13 protein-coding genes are annotated in these 15,744 nt (G+C 57.1%); 6 read left to right on the top strand and 7 right to left on the bottom strand.

Going from position 1 to position 15,744, the window contains the following annotated elements:
* The 5 genes from HV213_RS09580 (at window position 1) to glpC (ending at window position 6,685) form a co-directional block, all read left to right on the top strand.
* Window positions 1-1,533, top strand: coding sequence for a GMC family oxidoreductase (locus HV213_RS09580; protein WP_197975064.1), 1,533 nt, complete (start codon window positions 1-3; stop codon window positions 1,531-1,533).
* Between the two features lie 45 nt (window positions 1,534-1,578).
* Entirely contained in the window at window positions 1,579-2,508 is a 930-nt protein-coding gene (locus HV213_RS09575) for a LysR family transcriptional regulator (RefSeq protein ID WP_181485515.1), read from the top strand.
* Window positions 2,509-2,638: 130 nt separating this feature from the next.
* Window positions 2,639-4,261, top strand: coding sequence for an anaerobic glycerol-3-phosphate dehydrogenase subunit A (gene glpA, locus HV213_RS09570; RefSeq protein ID WP_181485514.1), 1,623 nt, complete (start codon window positions 2,639-2,641; stop codon window positions 4,259-4,261).
* Window positions 4,251-5,510, top strand: a complete 1,260-nt coding sequence (gene glpB, locus HV213_RS09565; protein ID WP_181485513.1) for a glycerol-3-phosphate dehydrogenase subunit GlpB — start codon at window positions 4,251-4,253, stop codon at window positions 5,508-5,510. The genes glpA and glpB overlap by 11 nt, the downstream gene beginning before the upstream one ends.
* Window positions 5,507-6,685: an anaerobic glycerol-3-phosphate dehydrogenase subunit GlpC gene (glpC, locus tag HV213_RS09560; RefSeq protein WP_181485512.1), complete on the top strand. Its 1,179-nt coding sequence runs from the start codon at window positions 5,507-5,509 to the stop codon at window positions 6,683-6,685. Before glpB ends, glpC begins: the two co-directional genes overlap by 4 nt.
* 23 nt (window positions 6,686-6,708) lie before the next feature.
* Here the strand turns inward: glpC and yfaU are convergent, their stop codons facing one another.
* The 6 genes from yfaU to HV213_RS09530 form a co-directional block, all read right to left on the bottom strand.
* The gene (yfaU, locus tag HV213_RS09555; protein WP_181485511.1) at window positions 6,709-7,512 is read right to left on the bottom strand and encodes a 2-keto-3-deoxy-L-rhamnonate aldolase; all 804 of its coding nucleotides are present in this window, start codon (window positions 7,510-7,512) and stop codon (window positions 6,709-6,711) included.
* Window positions 7,513-7,526: 14 nt separating this feature from the next.
* Window positions 7,527-8,816 (bottom strand): MFS transporter, encoded by a 1,290-nt coding sequence (locus HV213_RS09550; RefSeq protein ID WP_181485510.1) that lies wholly within the window; start codon window positions 8,814-8,816, stop codon window positions 7,527-7,529.
* A 52-nt stretch (window positions 8,817-8,868) separates the two neighbouring features.
* Window positions 8,869-10,074, bottom strand: a complete 1,206-nt coding sequence (rhmD, locus tag HV213_RS09545; RefSeq protein WP_181485509.1) for an L-rhamnonate dehydratase — start codon at window positions 10,072-10,074, stop codon at window positions 8,869-8,871.
* Between the two features lie 13 nt (window positions 10,075-10,087).
* Entirely contained in the window at window positions 10,088-10,870 is a 783-nt protein-coding gene (locus tag HV213_RS09540) for an IclR family transcriptional regulator (RefSeq protein ID WP_110272313.1), read from the bottom strand.
* A 204-nt stretch (window positions 10,871-11,074) separates the two neighbouring features.
* Window positions 11,075-12,271, bottom strand: coding sequence for a nicotinamide mononucleotide deamidase-related protein YfaY (locus HV213_RS09535; RefSeq protein WP_181485508.1), 1,197 nt, complete (start codon window positions 12,269-12,271; stop codon window positions 11,075-11,077).
* Between the two features lie 96 nt (window positions 12,272-12,367).
* Window positions 12,368-12,910, bottom strand: coding sequence for a YfaZ family outer membrane protein (locus tag HV213_RS09530; RefSeq protein ID WP_181485507.1), 543 nt, complete (start codon window positions 12,908-12,910; stop codon window positions 12,368-12,370).
* Between the two features lie 271 nt (window positions 12,911-13,181).
* Here HV213_RS09530 and HV213_RS09525 point away from each other — a divergent pair, with 271 nt between their 5' ends.
* Entirely contained in the window at window positions 13,182-14,630 is a 1,449-nt protein-coding gene (locus HV213_RS09525; RefSeq protein WP_181485506.1) for a catalase, read from the top strand.
* A 48-nt stretch (window positions 14,631-14,678) separates the two neighbouring features.
* Here the strand turns inward: HV213_RS09525 and HV213_RS09520 are convergent, their stop codons facing one another.
* On the bottom strand, window positions 14,679-15,659 hold the full coding sequence (locus tag HV213_RS09520) for an Rpn family recombination-promoting nuclease/putative transposase (RefSeq protein WP_181485505.1): 981 nt from the start codon (window positions 15,657-15,659) through the stop codon (window positions 14,679-14,681).
* Between the last annotated feature and the right edge of the window lie 85 nt (window positions 15,660-15,744).

Genomic DNA, 15,744 nt, shown 5'->3' with positions numbered 1-15,744 from the left:
ATGAAAGACCTGACAATCGAGAACATCCGGGAGAAAACCTACGATGCAATTGTTGTGGGCGGCGGCTCAGGCGGAGCGGTAGTGGCCGCTCGATTAAGCGAGAACGCAAACTACCGGGTGCTGCTGCTGGAAGGCGGGCCGGTATTTCCTGCCAATGGCTACCCGCCAGAGCTGGCCCTCAGCCACTCGGTCGGCGGCGGCGATTACGTCTGGGAACAAAGTGCCGCCACCGGAACCGACCATACCGCCGGTCACTTGCGCGCCAGGGTTCTCGGCGGAGGCTCCGCGATTAACGCCGGCGCTTTTGTCCGCGCACCTAAATTCGATTTTGACCGCTGGGTTAAGCGCGGCCTGACGGACTGGTCGTTCGACAAGGTTCTACCGTGGTTTAAACAACTGGAAAATGCCGATTACGGCGACGACAGATGGCATGGTCGCTACGGCCCGATGCCGGTCCGCCAACCCGCGCTGGAGACGTTAAGCCCGGCAAGCCAGGCTTTTTATCACGCCTGCCGTGCGCGGGGATATCAGGCCATCAACGATATTAACGGCCCGCATCAAAATGGCGTTGCTATCTACCCACTAAACGTCGTCAACAGCGTGCGGAAGAATACGGGAATGGTGTATCTCACCGATAGCGTCCGCGCCCGACCGAATCTGGATATTCTCGGAATGGCAGTAGTCGATAAACTACTCATCAACAGCGCGCAGGTTAACGGCGTACAACTGGTGGACGGCACCCGGCTACAGGCCGGCACGGTGTTCGTCTGCGCCGGCGCGGCGGGAACACCCGCTATCTTGCTGCGCTCCGGCATTGGCCCTGCTGAGGATCTGCGCCGTCTGGATATCGGCCTGAAACAGGATTTACCGGTCGGTTGTCATCTACAGGAACAACCGGTCAACGGTATCATGTTGGCAACCCGCCCGGGGCTGGCGGCTCAACCGCCGATCGGCACTACGTTATGGACGCAATCATCGATGGCGGAAATCAACGAACTGGATCTCTACATCAGCAACAACCATTTCGTCGATCCAGGCCTGTTCCCCGAGGGAAACGGCTTTCAACTCTTCTTCACCGTGGCGCGTCCCCACTCCCGCGGGAGTTTAACCCTAAGCAGCCGCAATCCGCTGCTCAAGCCTGATATCAATCTCAATTTATTAGCTGACGAGCGCGATCTGCTGCGAATGGTCGAAGCGGTGAAACTGTCGCGAACGCTGGCTAAGGAATCCCCGCTGAAAGACCTCATTACCGCTGAGGTTCCGGGTATCAAAGGCGGCACGCTGGCGCTCACGGAGCAGCAGATTCTCGCCGAACAGCGCGCCACCGTGAAAAGCAATTTGCACCTGAGCGCGACGGCTCCCATGGGAGTGGAAAACGACCCAATGGCTGTGGTGGATCAGCGCGGAAAAGTTTTCGGTATCAACGGACTATTTGTCGCCGATGCCTCTATCTTTCCCGATGTGCCATCACAGGCGACCAACCCTGATGTGATCATGGCGGCAGAATATATCGTCAGTCGTTTTAATGGTTAAAAAAGCAGCGCATAGTGATGCGAAGGTTCGTTGCAGAAGCAAAAGATGAATAAATTCGTGGAGATGAGTACCTTTGTCGCCGTGGTTGACGCACTGAGCTTCGTCGGCGCGGCGGCAAAGCTGGGCACCACAAAGTCGGTTGTCAGCCAGCGCGTCAAAACGCTGGAACTACGGCTCGGCGCAAGCCTGCTTGAGCGCGGTCAGCGCCTGAGTCTGACGGAAGCTGGCCTGCTGTTTTATCAGGAGTGCGTGCGAATTCTGGAAGACGTCATCCTCGCGGAAGAGGCGGTAGCGCCTGCGCGCAGTGAACTGCGCGGCGGACTGCGTATCGCCACCTCCCACACCTTTATGACCACCCATCTGGCAACGATTCTGGCTGAATTCGCCACCGGTAATCCGGGACTGTCACTGGATGTCTCCACCGAGGACAGGCAGGTCAACATGCACCAGCCCGACTTTGATGTCGCCATCCGCCTGGGACCGATTCCCGACTCCACGCTGATCGCCAGAACCTTTGCGCGTAATTTAACCTGGCTATGCGCCAGCCCTGACTACCTGGCGCGTCATGGAGTGCCACAGCATCCATCCGAGCTGGAAAAACATGACGGGCTGCTCTATACCCATCGCGCGCCGGGCGGTTGCTGGCAACTGCTTTACGAAGGGCAAGTTCAGATGTGGCGGGTCAGGAATCGGCTGCGTTCGGATAACGCCTTCTGTTTGCTTGAATCCGCCAAAGCGGGCATGGGGATCGTGGTGATGCCGATGTTTTTAGGCGCTGATGCCATTCTCAAAGGCGAGCTACAAATTATTTTAGCGGACTGGCAGCCTGACGGCGGCAACATTGTTGCGCTGTATCGGCAAACCCGCCGCGCCTCGCCGGTTTTGCACGCCCTGGTCAATACCGTCGCAGAAAAACTGGGAGCGGAACCGGAGTGGGAAAGGCGATTACGGTTAGCCGGACACCTGCCTATCTGAATGATTAAAAAACAACACCCATTCCATTTCGAGCAAAAAATACAACAAAAATGCGCGAATGCGAGCAAAATCAAACAAAAAAAATCTCAGCGTGGCTAAATGGAGTAAAACGAAAACAGAGGACAGGGAGATGACCGATTGTCGTGAGTATGACGTCATTATCATTGGCGGCGGCGCAACGGGTGCCGGAATTGCGCGCGACTGCGCGCTGCGCGGACTGAAGGTGGCGCTGGTTGAGCGTTATGATATCGCCACCGGCGCAACCGGCCGCAACCATGGATTGCTGCATAGCGGCGCGCGCTATGCGGTCACCGATAGCGAATCAGCGCGGGAGTGCATCAGCGAAAACCGCATTTTACGCCGCATCGCCCGCCACTGTATTGAACCGACCAGCGGATTGTTTATCACCCTCCCCGAAGACGACCTGGCCTACCAGCAAACCTTTATTACTGCCTGTCAACAAGCGGGTATCGATGCCAATCCTCTGACATCTTCCGAGGCGCTGCGCATTGAGCCTGCGGTCAACCCGACGCTGCTCGGCGCGGTGCAGGTTCCTGACGGCACCGTTGACCCGTTCCGCCTCACTGCCGCCAATATGCTGGATGCCCGCGAGCATGGCGCCGTGATTTATACCGGCTGCGAAGTAACGGGTCTGCTGCGCAATGGCGATACCGTCGGTGGCGTACAGCTCTACAACCACTCACAGCGTCAGGCGCAGGCTCTACGCGCCAGCGTGGTGGTCAACGCTGCCGGGATCTGGGGGCAGCGCATCGCCGAATATGCCGACCTGCGCGTCGCCATGTTCCCGGCTAAGGGCTCGCTGCTCATCCTCGACCACCGCATTAACCAGCAGGTAATCAACCGCTGCCGTAAACCTGCCGATGCCGATATCCTGGTCCCCGGCGATACCATCTCGCTGATTGGTACCACCTCAACGCACATCGCTTACGATGAGATTGATGACAATCGGGTCACCGCCGCCGAAGTTGATATTCTGCTGCGTGAAGGCGAAAAGCTGGCCCCGGTGCTGGGCCGTACCCGCGTGCTGCGCGCCTACTCCGGCGTGCGCCCGCTGGTCGCCAGCGATGACGACCCGAGCGGACGCAGCGTCAGCCGCGGCATCGTCCTGCTCGACCACGCCGAGCGCGACGGTCTGAACGGCTTTATTACCATTACCGGCGGCAAGCTGATGACCTATCGCCTGATGGCGGAATGGGCCACCGATGCCGTATGCCGTAAGCTCGGTAACGCCGTCGCCTGCACCACCGCCGACACGCCGCTGCCGGGCTCGCAAGAACCCACGGAAACCACCCTGCGCAAAATTATCTCTTTACCCGCGCCGCTACGTGGGTCGGCTATTTACCGCCACGGCGACCGCACCCCGGCATGGCTTGGCGATAGCCGTCAGCACCGCAGCCTGATCTGCGAATGCGAGGCGGTCACCGCCGGAGAAGTTCAGTACGCGGTAGAAAATCTGGCGGTAAAAAACCTGCTCGATTTACGCCGTCGTACCCGGATTGGCATGGGGACCTGCCAGGGCGAGCTTTGCGCCTGCCGCGCCGCCGGACTGCTCCAGCGTTTCAACGTCACCACCTCCGCCCGCTCGCTGACGCAGCTGTCCGAATTTCTCAACGAACGCTGGAAAGGCGTACAACCCGTCGCCTGGGGCGATGCGCTACGCGAAAGCGAGTTCACCCGCTGGGTCTATCTCGGCCTGTGCGGTTTAGAAAAGGAGCATCAGGATGAAGTTTGATTGCGCGATTATCGGTGGTGGACTCGCCGGACTCCTGTGCGGACTGGCGCTAAACCAACGCGGCCTGCGTAGCGTGATTATCAGCCGTGGTCAGAGCGCCCTGCACTTCTCTTCCGCCTCGCTGGATTTACTCTCCGCGCTGCCGAACGGCGAAAACGTCACCGATGTCGCTCACGGTATCGGCCAGTTAACAAAGCAGCTTCCCGAACACCCTTATGCCAGACTTGGCGTCGAACAGGTCATGGAGTACGCCGCGCAAACCCAGAGTCTGCTCGCTTCTTGCAATATCGCTATGCAGGGGGATGCCAGCCAGCCGCATCTGCGGGTCACACCGTTAGGCACGCTACGCGCGGCCTGGCTTTCACCGCAGGAGATCGCCACCGCGCCGCTGCTTGCCCGTCGGGTTGGCCTGGTCGGCATCAGCGGTTTTGCCGATTTTCAACCGCATCTGGCCGCCTCCTCCCTGAATCAGAACGGCATCAGCGCCACTGCGCAAGAGATTGATTTACCGCTGCTCGACGTCCTGCGCGATAACCCGTCCGAATTTCGCGCCGCCAATATTGCCCGCCTGCTGGATGATGAAACCCACTGGTCCGCGCTGCTGACGGCGCTTCGTCCGCTGGCGCAACAACACGACCTGCTAATCATGCCCGCCTGCTTCGGCCTCGCCGACGACCGGTTGTATCGCTGGCTCCAACAGCGTCTGCCCTGCCCGCTTCGCCTGCTGCCCACTCTGCCGCCGTCGGTGCCAGGCATGCGTCTGCACGCTCAGCTCCAGCGTCATTTTATCCGTAGTGGCGGCACCTGGCTTACCGGCGACGAAGCGGTCAATATCAGCCACCAGGACGGCCTTGTTAACGCAGTCTGGACGCGCAACCACGGTGACATCCCACTGCGCCCGCGCTTCACGGTGCTGGCCAGCGGCAGCTTTTTTAGCAATGGGCTGGTCGCCGAACGAAACGCCGTGCGGGAGCCGATTCTTGGCCTCGACCTTCAGCAGACGCTGCCGCGCGAAAGCTGGTATCAACGGGACTTTTTTGCCTCGCAACCGTGGCAGCGCTTCGGCCTGAAAACGGATGCCACCCTGCGCCCACAGCTTCAGGGTCAGCCGCTGGAAAACCTGTTTGCCATTGGCTCTGTGCTCGGTGGTTTTGATGCTATCGAGCTGGGATGCGGCGGCGGCGTCTGTGCGGTGACGGCGCTACACGCCGCGAAGCTAATCAGCGAGCTTGCCGGAGGTGAATCATGAACGACACCCGATTCGAACACTGTATTAAATGCACCGTTTGCACCACGACCTGTCCGGTCAGTCGGGTTAATCCGCGCTATCCGGGGCCAAAACAGGCCGGTCCGGACGGTGAACGCCTGCGACTGAAAGACGGGGCGCTTTACGACGAAGCGTTAAAATATTGCATCAACTGCAAACGCTGCGAGGTGGCCTGCCCTTCAGATGTCAAAATCGGCGATATTATCCAGCGGGCACGCATCCAATACAGCCAGCAAAAACCGACATTACGCGATGCGATCCTCAGTCATACCGATCTCATGGGGACACTCTCCACGCCGTTTGCTCCACTGGTCAACGCCGCCACCGGGCTGATGCCGGTACGCCGGATTCTGGATGCGGCGCTCAAAATCGACCATCGCCGCACGCTGCCCAAATATGGCTTTGGCACCTTCCGCCACACTTTTCGTCAACTGGCCGCCCAACAGGCGCAGTACAGCGAGCAGGTGGCGTTCTTTCACGGCTGCTATGTGAACTACAACCATCCTCAGCTCGGCAAAGATCTGGTTCATGTACTGAATGCGATGGGCATCGGCGTTCAACTGCTCAGCAAAGAGAAGTGCTGCGGGGTGCCGCTGATTGCCAACGGTTTTTTTGCTAAAGCGCGTAAACAAGCGCTGAGCAACGTCACCGCGATGCGGGAAAATAGCCTGCCGATTGTCGCCACGTCATCGACCTGCACCTTTACCCTGCGCGATGAATATCCGCACGTGCTTGATATCGACAACCACGACATTCGCGACCGGATCGAGCTGGCAACCCGCTGGATTTGGCGTCAACTGGATGCGGGTCGGCCTCTGAAGTTAAAACCGCTGCCGCTGAAGGTGGTTTATCACACGCCTTGCCATATGGAGAAAATGGGCTGGTCGCTGTATACCCTTGAGCTGCTGCGGCTAATCCCCGGATTGCAGCTTGAAGTGCTCGACTCCCAGTGCTGCGGGATCGCCGGAACCTACGGGTTTAAGTCGGAGAACTACGACTCATCGCAGGCGATTGGTGCACCGCTGTTCCGGCAAATTGAAGAGAGCGGCGCTGACCTGGTGGTGACCGATTGCGAAACCTGCAAGTGGCAAATTGAGATGTCCACCAGCAAACGCTGCGAACATCCCATCACCCTACTGGCGCAGGCGCTGGCCTGAGGCCAGCACCTGCGGTGGGAAGACTAGTAGCTCCCCTTTCCCTCCGCCTGTTCGGCTACCGGTTTGAACATCGCCAGGCGCTTATCCAGTGCACTGGTATAAAGGTTGGTATCGACGCCCACGGCAACAAAATTTGCCCCCCAGGCCAGCGCTTTGTGCGCCATCTCCGGGTCGACGGCCAGGAATCCAGCAGCTTTTCCCGCCTCGCGAATACGCCGGATGCTCTGCTCAATGATCCGCTGCACCTCCGGGTGACCGGCGTTATCCGGATACCCCAGCGAGGCCGATAAATCCGCCGGGCCGATAAATACGCCGTCAATGCCTTCCACTTCGAGGATCGCATCCAGGTTATCAAGCGCCGTTTTGCTCTCCACCTGAATCAGCAGGCACAGCTCATCGTTAGCCTGAGCCATATAGTTTTCGACCCGCCCCCAGCGCGCTGCCCGAGCGACTCCGGCCCCGACTCCGCGCGTACCCACCGGCGGATAGCGAGTTGCCGAAACAATCTCTCGCGCCTGTTCGGCGGTATCGACCATCGGGATCAATAGCGTTCTGGCACCAATATCCAGCACTTGTTTAATCAGGCTACGATTGCCCTCTACGGGGCGAATCACCGGCTGGCTGGCGTATGGGGCGATCGCCTGTAGCTGGTGGTAAAGATCCTGAATGGTATTTGGCGCATGTTCACCATCAATCAGCAGCCAGTCGTAACCCGAGGTGGCGGCGATCTCTGCCATATAGGAAGAGGTCGAGCTCAGCCACAGGCCAATTTGCGCTTCTCCCTTCAATAATCCCGCTTTAAATGGGTTCGATAAAATTGCGTTCATAGTTCTCCCTTAAATTAATGCTGTACGCTGCCAGCCTGCGGCACCGTGCGATTGACGCTCAGTGAAAAGATAATAACAACCCCAACAATCGCCACGCAGGCGAGCGTCAATAATCCGGCGGAATCGCTGGCGAAAATGGTTTCAGCCTGGACGCGAATAATTGGGGCCAGGAAACCGCCAATCGCACCGAACAGGTTCACGAAGCCGATGCCTGCAGCCAACGCGGTGCCGGACAACAACTGCGTCGGCATGGTCCAGAAAACCGGCTGCACGGCAATCACGCCGACCGCCGCCACGCACAGCGCGATAATCGCCAGTACCGGTGACACCAGCCCGGAGACCGCAATACCGATCGCCGCCGCCAACAGGGTGAATGCCGCGATGTTACGGCGCTCTCCGGTGCGGTCGGAGTAACGCGGGATAAACCAGGTGCCAAACAATGCCGCAACCCACGGAATCGCCGTCACCACCGAGGCAAAGAATCCCACTTTGGTGCCCAGCAGAGCGGCAACCTGAGTCGGCAGAAAGAAAATCAGACCATACACCGCCACCTGAATCGTCAGGTAGATAATGGCGAGCTGCCAGACGCGTCCATTGCGCAGCGCATCGGACAGCCGCGACGTGACCTTTTTCTCCTCTTCGCTGGCAAGTTGGCTAATCAACGCCTGCTTTTCAGCGGCAGTCAGAAAACGTGCGCTTTGCGGCGTATCATCAAGCCAAAAGAAGGTAAAGAACCCGGCGCCAACCGCCAGCAGCCCTTCGATAACAAACATCCAGAACCAGCCGGGGTGCCCCATAAAACCGTGCATTTCCAACAGCGCGCCGGAGAGCGGTGAGCCCAGCGTTAACGCCAACGGTGCGCCCATATAAAACAGCCCCATAATGCTGGCGCGGTTTTGCTGAGGGAACCACTGCGAAGTCAGATAGATCATGCCGGGGAAGAAGCCCGCCTCGGCGGCACCCAGCAAAGTGCGCACCAGAAGAAATTTCGCTTCCGTATCCGCCCACGCCATCGCCGCAGACAGAACGCCCCATAGCAGCGTGGTGCAGCCGATCCACTTTTTCGCGCCGAATTTACGCATCAACAGGTTAGCGGGTACCCCCAGAAAGGCGTACACCACAAAGAAAATCCCCGCACCCAGCGCATAGGCTTCGTTGCTTAGCCCGGTATCCAACTGGTAGGTCTCTTTGGCAAAGCCAATATTCGAACGGTCAAGAAATGCGAGCACGTAAAGCGCCAGCATAAAGGGAATCAAACGGGCGCGGCTTTTCTTCACCACGCTATCAAGCAAGGTGTTGCTCATCGTAATATCCTCAAAAATGGGCCGCACATCAGCGCTGTGCGGCACGGCGGGATCAGTGGCTATAAGGACGTTGCAGATTGCAGTCGCGGTTCAGTTCAACGCCAAAACCCGGTTTATCCAGCACGAATTTATGAATGCGTCCATTTTCCGGTACCGGTTCACCCAGCAGAATCGGGTCAAACTGCGGGCGCATCGTTGAGCAATCCGGGCTGGTCATCAGGAATTCGCTGAACGGCGTGTTGGTGAAGGTGATGACCGCATGGTGCGAATAGACCGATGACCCGTGCGGGACCACCAGTTGACCGCGCGCTTTGGCAATGGCGGCAATCTCCACCAGCGTAGTCAGGCCGCCGCACCAGCCCACATCAGGCTGCATAATATCGATGCCGGTTTCCGACAGCGTGCGGAATGATTGCAGCGTACCGTGGTGCTCGCCGCTGGTGACCATCATCCCGGCTGGCGCATTGCGTTTAAGTTCGCGATAACCTTCGTACTGCTGCGGCGGCAGACACTCTTCAATCCACTTAAGGTTGTGAGGCGCGCAGGCGTGAGCCAGCTTAGTGGCGTAGTTAACGTCCTGGCTCATCCAGCAATCCAGCATCAGCCAGAAATCCGGACCGCATTTTTCGCGCATGTCAGCGACCATCGCGGCATCTTTGCGGATCCCCGCATCGCCATCGTGCGGACCCCAGTGAGTTGGCATTTTGCCGCCGATAAAGCCCATCTCTTTCGCCAGGTCCGGACGCGCGCCGGTCGCATAGAACTGAATTTCATCGCGCACCGCGCCACCCAGCAGTTTATACACCGGCAGGCCAACCACTTTACCGAACAGATCCCACAGCGCCAGATCGATACAGGAGATGGTGTTCATCACCAGGCCGCCGGAGCCGGAGTAGTACATGGTTGCGTTGAGCATCTGATCGTGGATCAGTTTGATATCGCTGACGCACTTGCCTTCGATAAAGCGGTTCAGGTGCTTTTCAACGATAAAGCAGCCCATTTCGCCCGCCGTTGACACCGCAAACCCGGTCTGCCCATTCTCCGCTTCGACCTCGACAATCAGCGTACCCAACACGTTGATGCCAAAAGACTGGCGGGACTGCTCATACTGTTTGTATTTGCTCATCGGGGTCGCGATGTGGTCATCAATCCAGTGGTTCGCTCCCTGGTCGTGATAATCGCCGCCGCCAGCGCCTTTCTCTGCGGTAGCACCGCCGATGAACCAGGCGCGGACGTGTTTAATTTTCGGTAAGGTCATGATGTTCTCCTTTTTATGAAGCTTGTTGTTCGAAGGGGCTCTTCCACCCCAACAGACGGGAAATATCTTTGGCGCAGGCAATCGCCTTACCGGCGAGGTAATCACGATTGTCTTCATTGATTTGCAGGCGCGTGCCGACCACCGAGATAGCGGCGGTCAGTTCGTTATTGGCGTTAAACACCGGCGCGGCCACGCAGCGCACGTCGGGATAGTCTTCGCCGTTATCAAAGCTCCAGCCCCGAGCGCGAATACGCCCCAGTTCATCGCGAAGCTGCTGAGCATCAGTGATAGTGGTTGGCGTGGCTCGCTCCCAGCGCAGTTCGCTGATAATTGACTCCTGAACTCGTTCGGGCTGCCAGGCCAGCAGGCATTTACCAATACCGGAACGATAAAGCGACAGGCTCTTACCTTCGTGCGAACGTACGCTGATGGTGGCCGGGGATTCGACCTTCAGAATGTAGTAGGCGTTACCGTTATCGATGATGCCCAGGTGACAGAGCAGACCGCACTGATCCATCAGTTGCGTCAGGCGCGAACGCGCCAGTTCGCGCAGGTCCATTTTGCTCAGCGCATGTCCTGCCAGCTCAACCAGCTTGGTCCACAGGCAGTAATTGTCCTGATTATCCATGCTAAGAAAGCGCTGTTTTCTCAGTTCACCTAACAGCAGATAGGCGGTGCTTTTCGGAATACCCAGTTCGTCAATAATGGTCGCCGCGCTACAGGGGCCAATGCGAGCGATCAAATTGAGAATATCAATGGCGCGGGTCAGCGCCGGGACTTTGCTTGATTCCAACATGCTGGACTCCAATCCTGAATACTGGAATCAGTGTTGCGGTTGTCGGGGAAGTAAATTGTGAGCAACTTCAAATGACGGGGCGATTCCAGAAGGGTGGACATTCAGAGGTATAAAAATGGGAGATGGCGCACAGAATATTTAAAACGAAGTACAGCAGGTTGGACGAATACAGCGCCGGGAAGGGCTCCCGGCGCTGTGGCTTTCTTAAACCGTGAGAGATTCGACGACGTTAATCCAGCCATGTTCACCGGCTATCGGCTCACCATTCAGCCAACGGCGCAGCATATTCAGGGCCATCATCGCGCAGACTTCCTGACGCACCTGCACGCTGTGACGATTGGTACTAAATTTCACCCGCAGCGCGTGAGTGCCTTCCGGCGTTGAGAGCGCAAAGTTCAGGTGATCGCTCTCCTGACCGCTGACCGCCAGCGCCAGACCGGCAAAGTGTTTCACCCGCCGCTCCGCCGCCCAGCGCGCCGCCTGCGCTAACGTCTCTTCCTGTGCCGGAATCACTTCGCTCGCCAGCAGCGGCGCGTTAACGCGTGAAAGCTGTAGCGCCAGCAGGCCGCCGGTAAACTGCTCGCTTAGCGTCAAGCTCAGTTGGCGCTCTTGCAGGCGACGGGCAATCTGCGCAGGCAGGCCTTCAGTGCCTTCGAAGATCATGCTTTCACCGGCCACTTTCTGCACTTCCGGCCACAGCGCCAGCATCGCTTCGCGCTGCTCAGAAGGTCCGGTCAGCTTGAGTTCAATAATCGGCATTGAGGAGCGATAGCCCATCACCACGCCCGGCGGCAGCTGAAGGTGGTCAAGGCTCTGCGCCAGCTCGCTCTCCGAGCGACCAAAGGTGGTCAAACGCAGACACAGCGGCGGAGCCGGCAGCGGGAAACGTTCGCGCAAGCGCGGTAAGATTTCCTGCTCAACCATCACTTTGAATTCCGAAGGCACGCCTGGGGTGAAAAACATCAGGCAGCGATTGAGCTGCACGGCGAAACCGCAAGCGGTCCCGACCGGGTTGTTGATCATCTCGGCGCTTTGCGGAATTTCCGCCTGTTTACGGTTGCTGGTGGCCATTGGCCTTCCGCGCTCGGCAAAAAAGCGCGTCATCACATCCAGCCACTCTTCGTGCAAAATCAACCCTTCGCCTTTGGCCGTTGCCGCAGCCAGCGCGCTGAGATCGTCGCTGGTTGGCCCCAGGCCGCCGTTAACGATCAGCACGTCGGCGTGCTCGCTACGTTCGCGTAAAATCGCCACCAGAGCGTCAAGATCGTCGCCCACGGTATTGCGACGCTTTAAGGGTAATCCTTGATTAAAAAAGAAATCCGCCAGCCACGCGGCATTAGTATCGACGATTTGCCCATGCAGCACTTCGTCGCCGGTGGACAGCATTTCCACATTTAGCATTGTGAACTCCAGCCTGATAAGTCGGAATACTATAGCGCAAAGCGGCTGAGAGAATGACTGAAAATCAGGCGCGACAGAATACCGCGCCTGGGAGAATCAGAAGCTGGCGTTGACGCCGACGTACGGGCCGTCCGCAACGGTGTTATCGCGGTTGCCTTCTTTACCTGCCAGGTTGAGGTAGCGATAACCGGCTTCAATGCTCAGAGGACGCATAATGGTAAAGCGCGCGCCAGCATTGGCTTCCTGATAGCTGTCGATACCGCTGGAGAGTGAATCCGGGGAGTAATAATATTCGCCGAACAGGCGGAAACGGTCGCCGATTTTCCACTGCAGGCCGCCGCCTACCGCCGCCGCATAACCTTCATCACCGGCTTTTGGATTGGTGTAAACGCCTTTACCGCCAACGGTCGCCAAAAACGGGCCTAATGGCAGGTTCAGACCCAGGCCTAATCCCGCCGCGTCGCCGTCATCATCGTTGTGCAGCCAGTTACCGGATATCGCCAGCCCGGTGGATTCGGTACCAAAACCAACCCCAAGATTGGTGTAGTGCTCACCGGCCTGCCCGCTGACGCTGATCGCATTTGCCGCCGTAGAGACGAACATCATGCCAGCGAGGGCCAAAAATATGCTTTTTTTCATTTTTTACTCTATCCAGAAAACAAGAATTTAAAAGTCCCGAAAAACCGCGAAATTGTACTGCTGAATGCTAAGGAATCAATGTGCTAAAGCGACCTTTACCATTGTGATTGTAACCAGTTGCTACCGAATATTTGCCAACGGTCGCGGATATCAAATCGATAGCCAGAGCCAGATTGCCCGCACTGACTATTTATTCTACAAATAACGCTCAGCTTATTTCGCCCCTTCAGGGAAATGAATAAGTTACATAAAACTTTGTCAGGAGATAAAGATGAGCAAGAAAGGATTAACCACCGGATCCGGCGCGCCGGTTGTCGATAATAATAATGTCGCCACCGCAGGCCCACGCGGCCCCATGCTGCTGCAGGATGTCTGGTTTCTTGAAAAACTGGCCCACTTTGACCGGGAAGTTATCCCGGAACGCCGTATGCACGCAAAAGGTTCCGGCGCTTACGGCAAACTGACCGTCACCCACGATATCACCCGCTATACGCGCGCAAAACTCTTCTCTGAAATCGGCAAAACCACCGACCTGTTTCTGCGCTTCTCGACCGTCGCCGGAGAGCGTGGCGCCGCTGACGCCGAGCGCGATATTCGCGGCTTTTCCATCAAGTTCTATACCGAAGAGGGTAACTGGGATCTGGTGGGCAACAACACGCCGATTTTCTATCTTCGCGACCCGCTGAAATTCCCGGACCTCAATCACGTCGTGAAGCGCGATCCGCGCACTAATCTGCGTAACCCAACCTGGAAATGGGACTTTTTCTCCCTGCTACCGGAAACGCTGCATCAGTTAACGATTGATTTCAGCGACCGCGGCATCCCGCGTTCTTATCGTCATATGCACGGTTTTGGCAGCCACGCGTTCAGCTTTATCAATGCCGACAACGAGCGTTTTTGGGTGAAGTTCCACTTCAAATCCCAGCAGGGGATCGCCAACCTGATGGATGATGAGGCCAAACGCCTGGTGGCTGAAGATCGCGAAAGCTCGCAGCGCGATCTCTATGAGTCAATTGAAAAAGGCGATTTTCCGCGCTGGACCTTCTACGTGCAGATAATGCCGGAAGCGGAGGCCAGTCAGGTCCCTTATAACCCATTTGACCTGACCAAAATCTGGCCGCATAGCGATTATCCGCTAATTGAAGTTGGGGTGCTGGAGCTAAACCGCAACCCGGACAACTACTTCGCAGAAGTTGAGCAGGTAGCCATGAACCCGGCAAACGTGGTGCCCGGTGTAAGCTTCTCTCCGGATCGTATGCTACAGGGGCGACTGTTCTCCTACGGCGACACCCAACGCTATCGCCTGGGCGTAAACCATCATCAGATCCCGGTGAATGCACCGCGCTGCCCGTTCCATAACTATCACCGCGACGGTGCAATGCGCGTTGACGGCAATAGCGGCAACGGTGCGACCTACGAGCCAAATAGCTTTGGCGTCTTTCAGGAGCAGCCGGACTTTAGCGAGCCACCGTTAAGCCTTGAAGGCGCGGCAGCTCACTGGGATCATCGGGAAGATGGCGACTACTTTAGCCAGCCGCGCAAGCTGTTTGAGCTATTAAGCGAAGATGAGCATCAGCGCATGTTCCAGCGGATAGCGGGTGATATGCGGGATATCCCGGAGTTTATTCAGCAGCGGCAGATTGGGCTATTCAGCGAAGTCCATCCCGACTACGGCGCAGGCGTTGCCGCGGCACTGAAAGCTTTGCAACACGCCAAATAAACGCTTACGGCAGCCAATATGGCTGCCGTTTTCGCTGCAAAGAAGAATTTAGTGCTGGAGTTTATCAAGCTGCTGCAGTGACAAACCTGTCAGCTTTGCAACCTGAGACGGCTCCTGTCCATCCTCCAGCATCGCCCGGGCAATACGTTCAGCCGCCTCCTGCTGCCCTTCACCCCGGCCTTCTTGTCGACCTTCCTGCCAGCCCTTACGACGACCTTTTTCTATTCCCGCCTTCATTCCCTGAAGGACTCCCTGTTTGCGGCCACGCTCTTCCAGAAACTGAGCAATATTCATTAGCGTCTCCTTATGCGGCTTAAGCGGTACCTTTTGCGCTAATTTGCGTAAAAAGGCCACGGGATCGGCGGCGTTACCCACCTGAAGCATATAATTCAGCAACGTTTTAAACTGCCGACGGTTAGTGTATCCCAACGACAATATGCTGACCAGTTGCTCTGAAATTTCCATCATATCTCGCTGCCGGATATGTTTTTGTAGCAGCTCCAGCATGGCGACTCGTCGGTGCTGTATGAGCTGCTCATCCGGGATCGTCGTAATATCCACCAGTTGAAAATTCTGGCTATATAGCCTCTCAGCCACCTCTGGCTGCGAAAAACCGTCCAGCCAACGCATTGAGTGCGGACAGGGGCTGGTCTTGCCGTGATAAAAAAGCAGGGGAATGACCAATGGTAACTGGTGATGCCCTTTATCCAGATGACGCTGCATCGCGGCAATGGCATAGCGCATCAGGCGAAACGCCATATGCCGGTCGGGTGAGCTTTGATGCTCAATCAGCACATAAATATACCCCTCACCGGTCTGCGTTTTGAGCGAATAGAGAATATCCGAATGGCTGGCACGCAAATCTTCTTCGATAAAGCTACCGGATTCCAGTTGCAGCGTTCGCAGATCGCATAGCACCCGCAGATGCTCCGGCAAATGAATAAGTAAAAAATCGCGCGCCGTTGCCCGATGGGACAAAATATGTTTAAAAACCGCATCATGCGGTGAGTGGCTTGCTATCGGTTCCATGATGGCCTCTGATCAATAAACTTGCGGCCACCCTATCACCTCTCGCTTCCGCCGCGCGTTTTCGCTTGCTGTTTACCGAGTCGAC

It is taken from the genome of Klebsiella sp. RHBSTW-00484 (assembly GCF_013705725.1).
Taxonomy (GTDB): domain Bacteria; phylum Pseudomonadota; class Gammaproteobacteria; order Enterobacterales; family Enterobacteriaceae; genus Klebsiella.
Note: the sequence above shows the minus strand (reverse complement) of the source record. Positions and strands in the feature narration are given on the sequence as shown.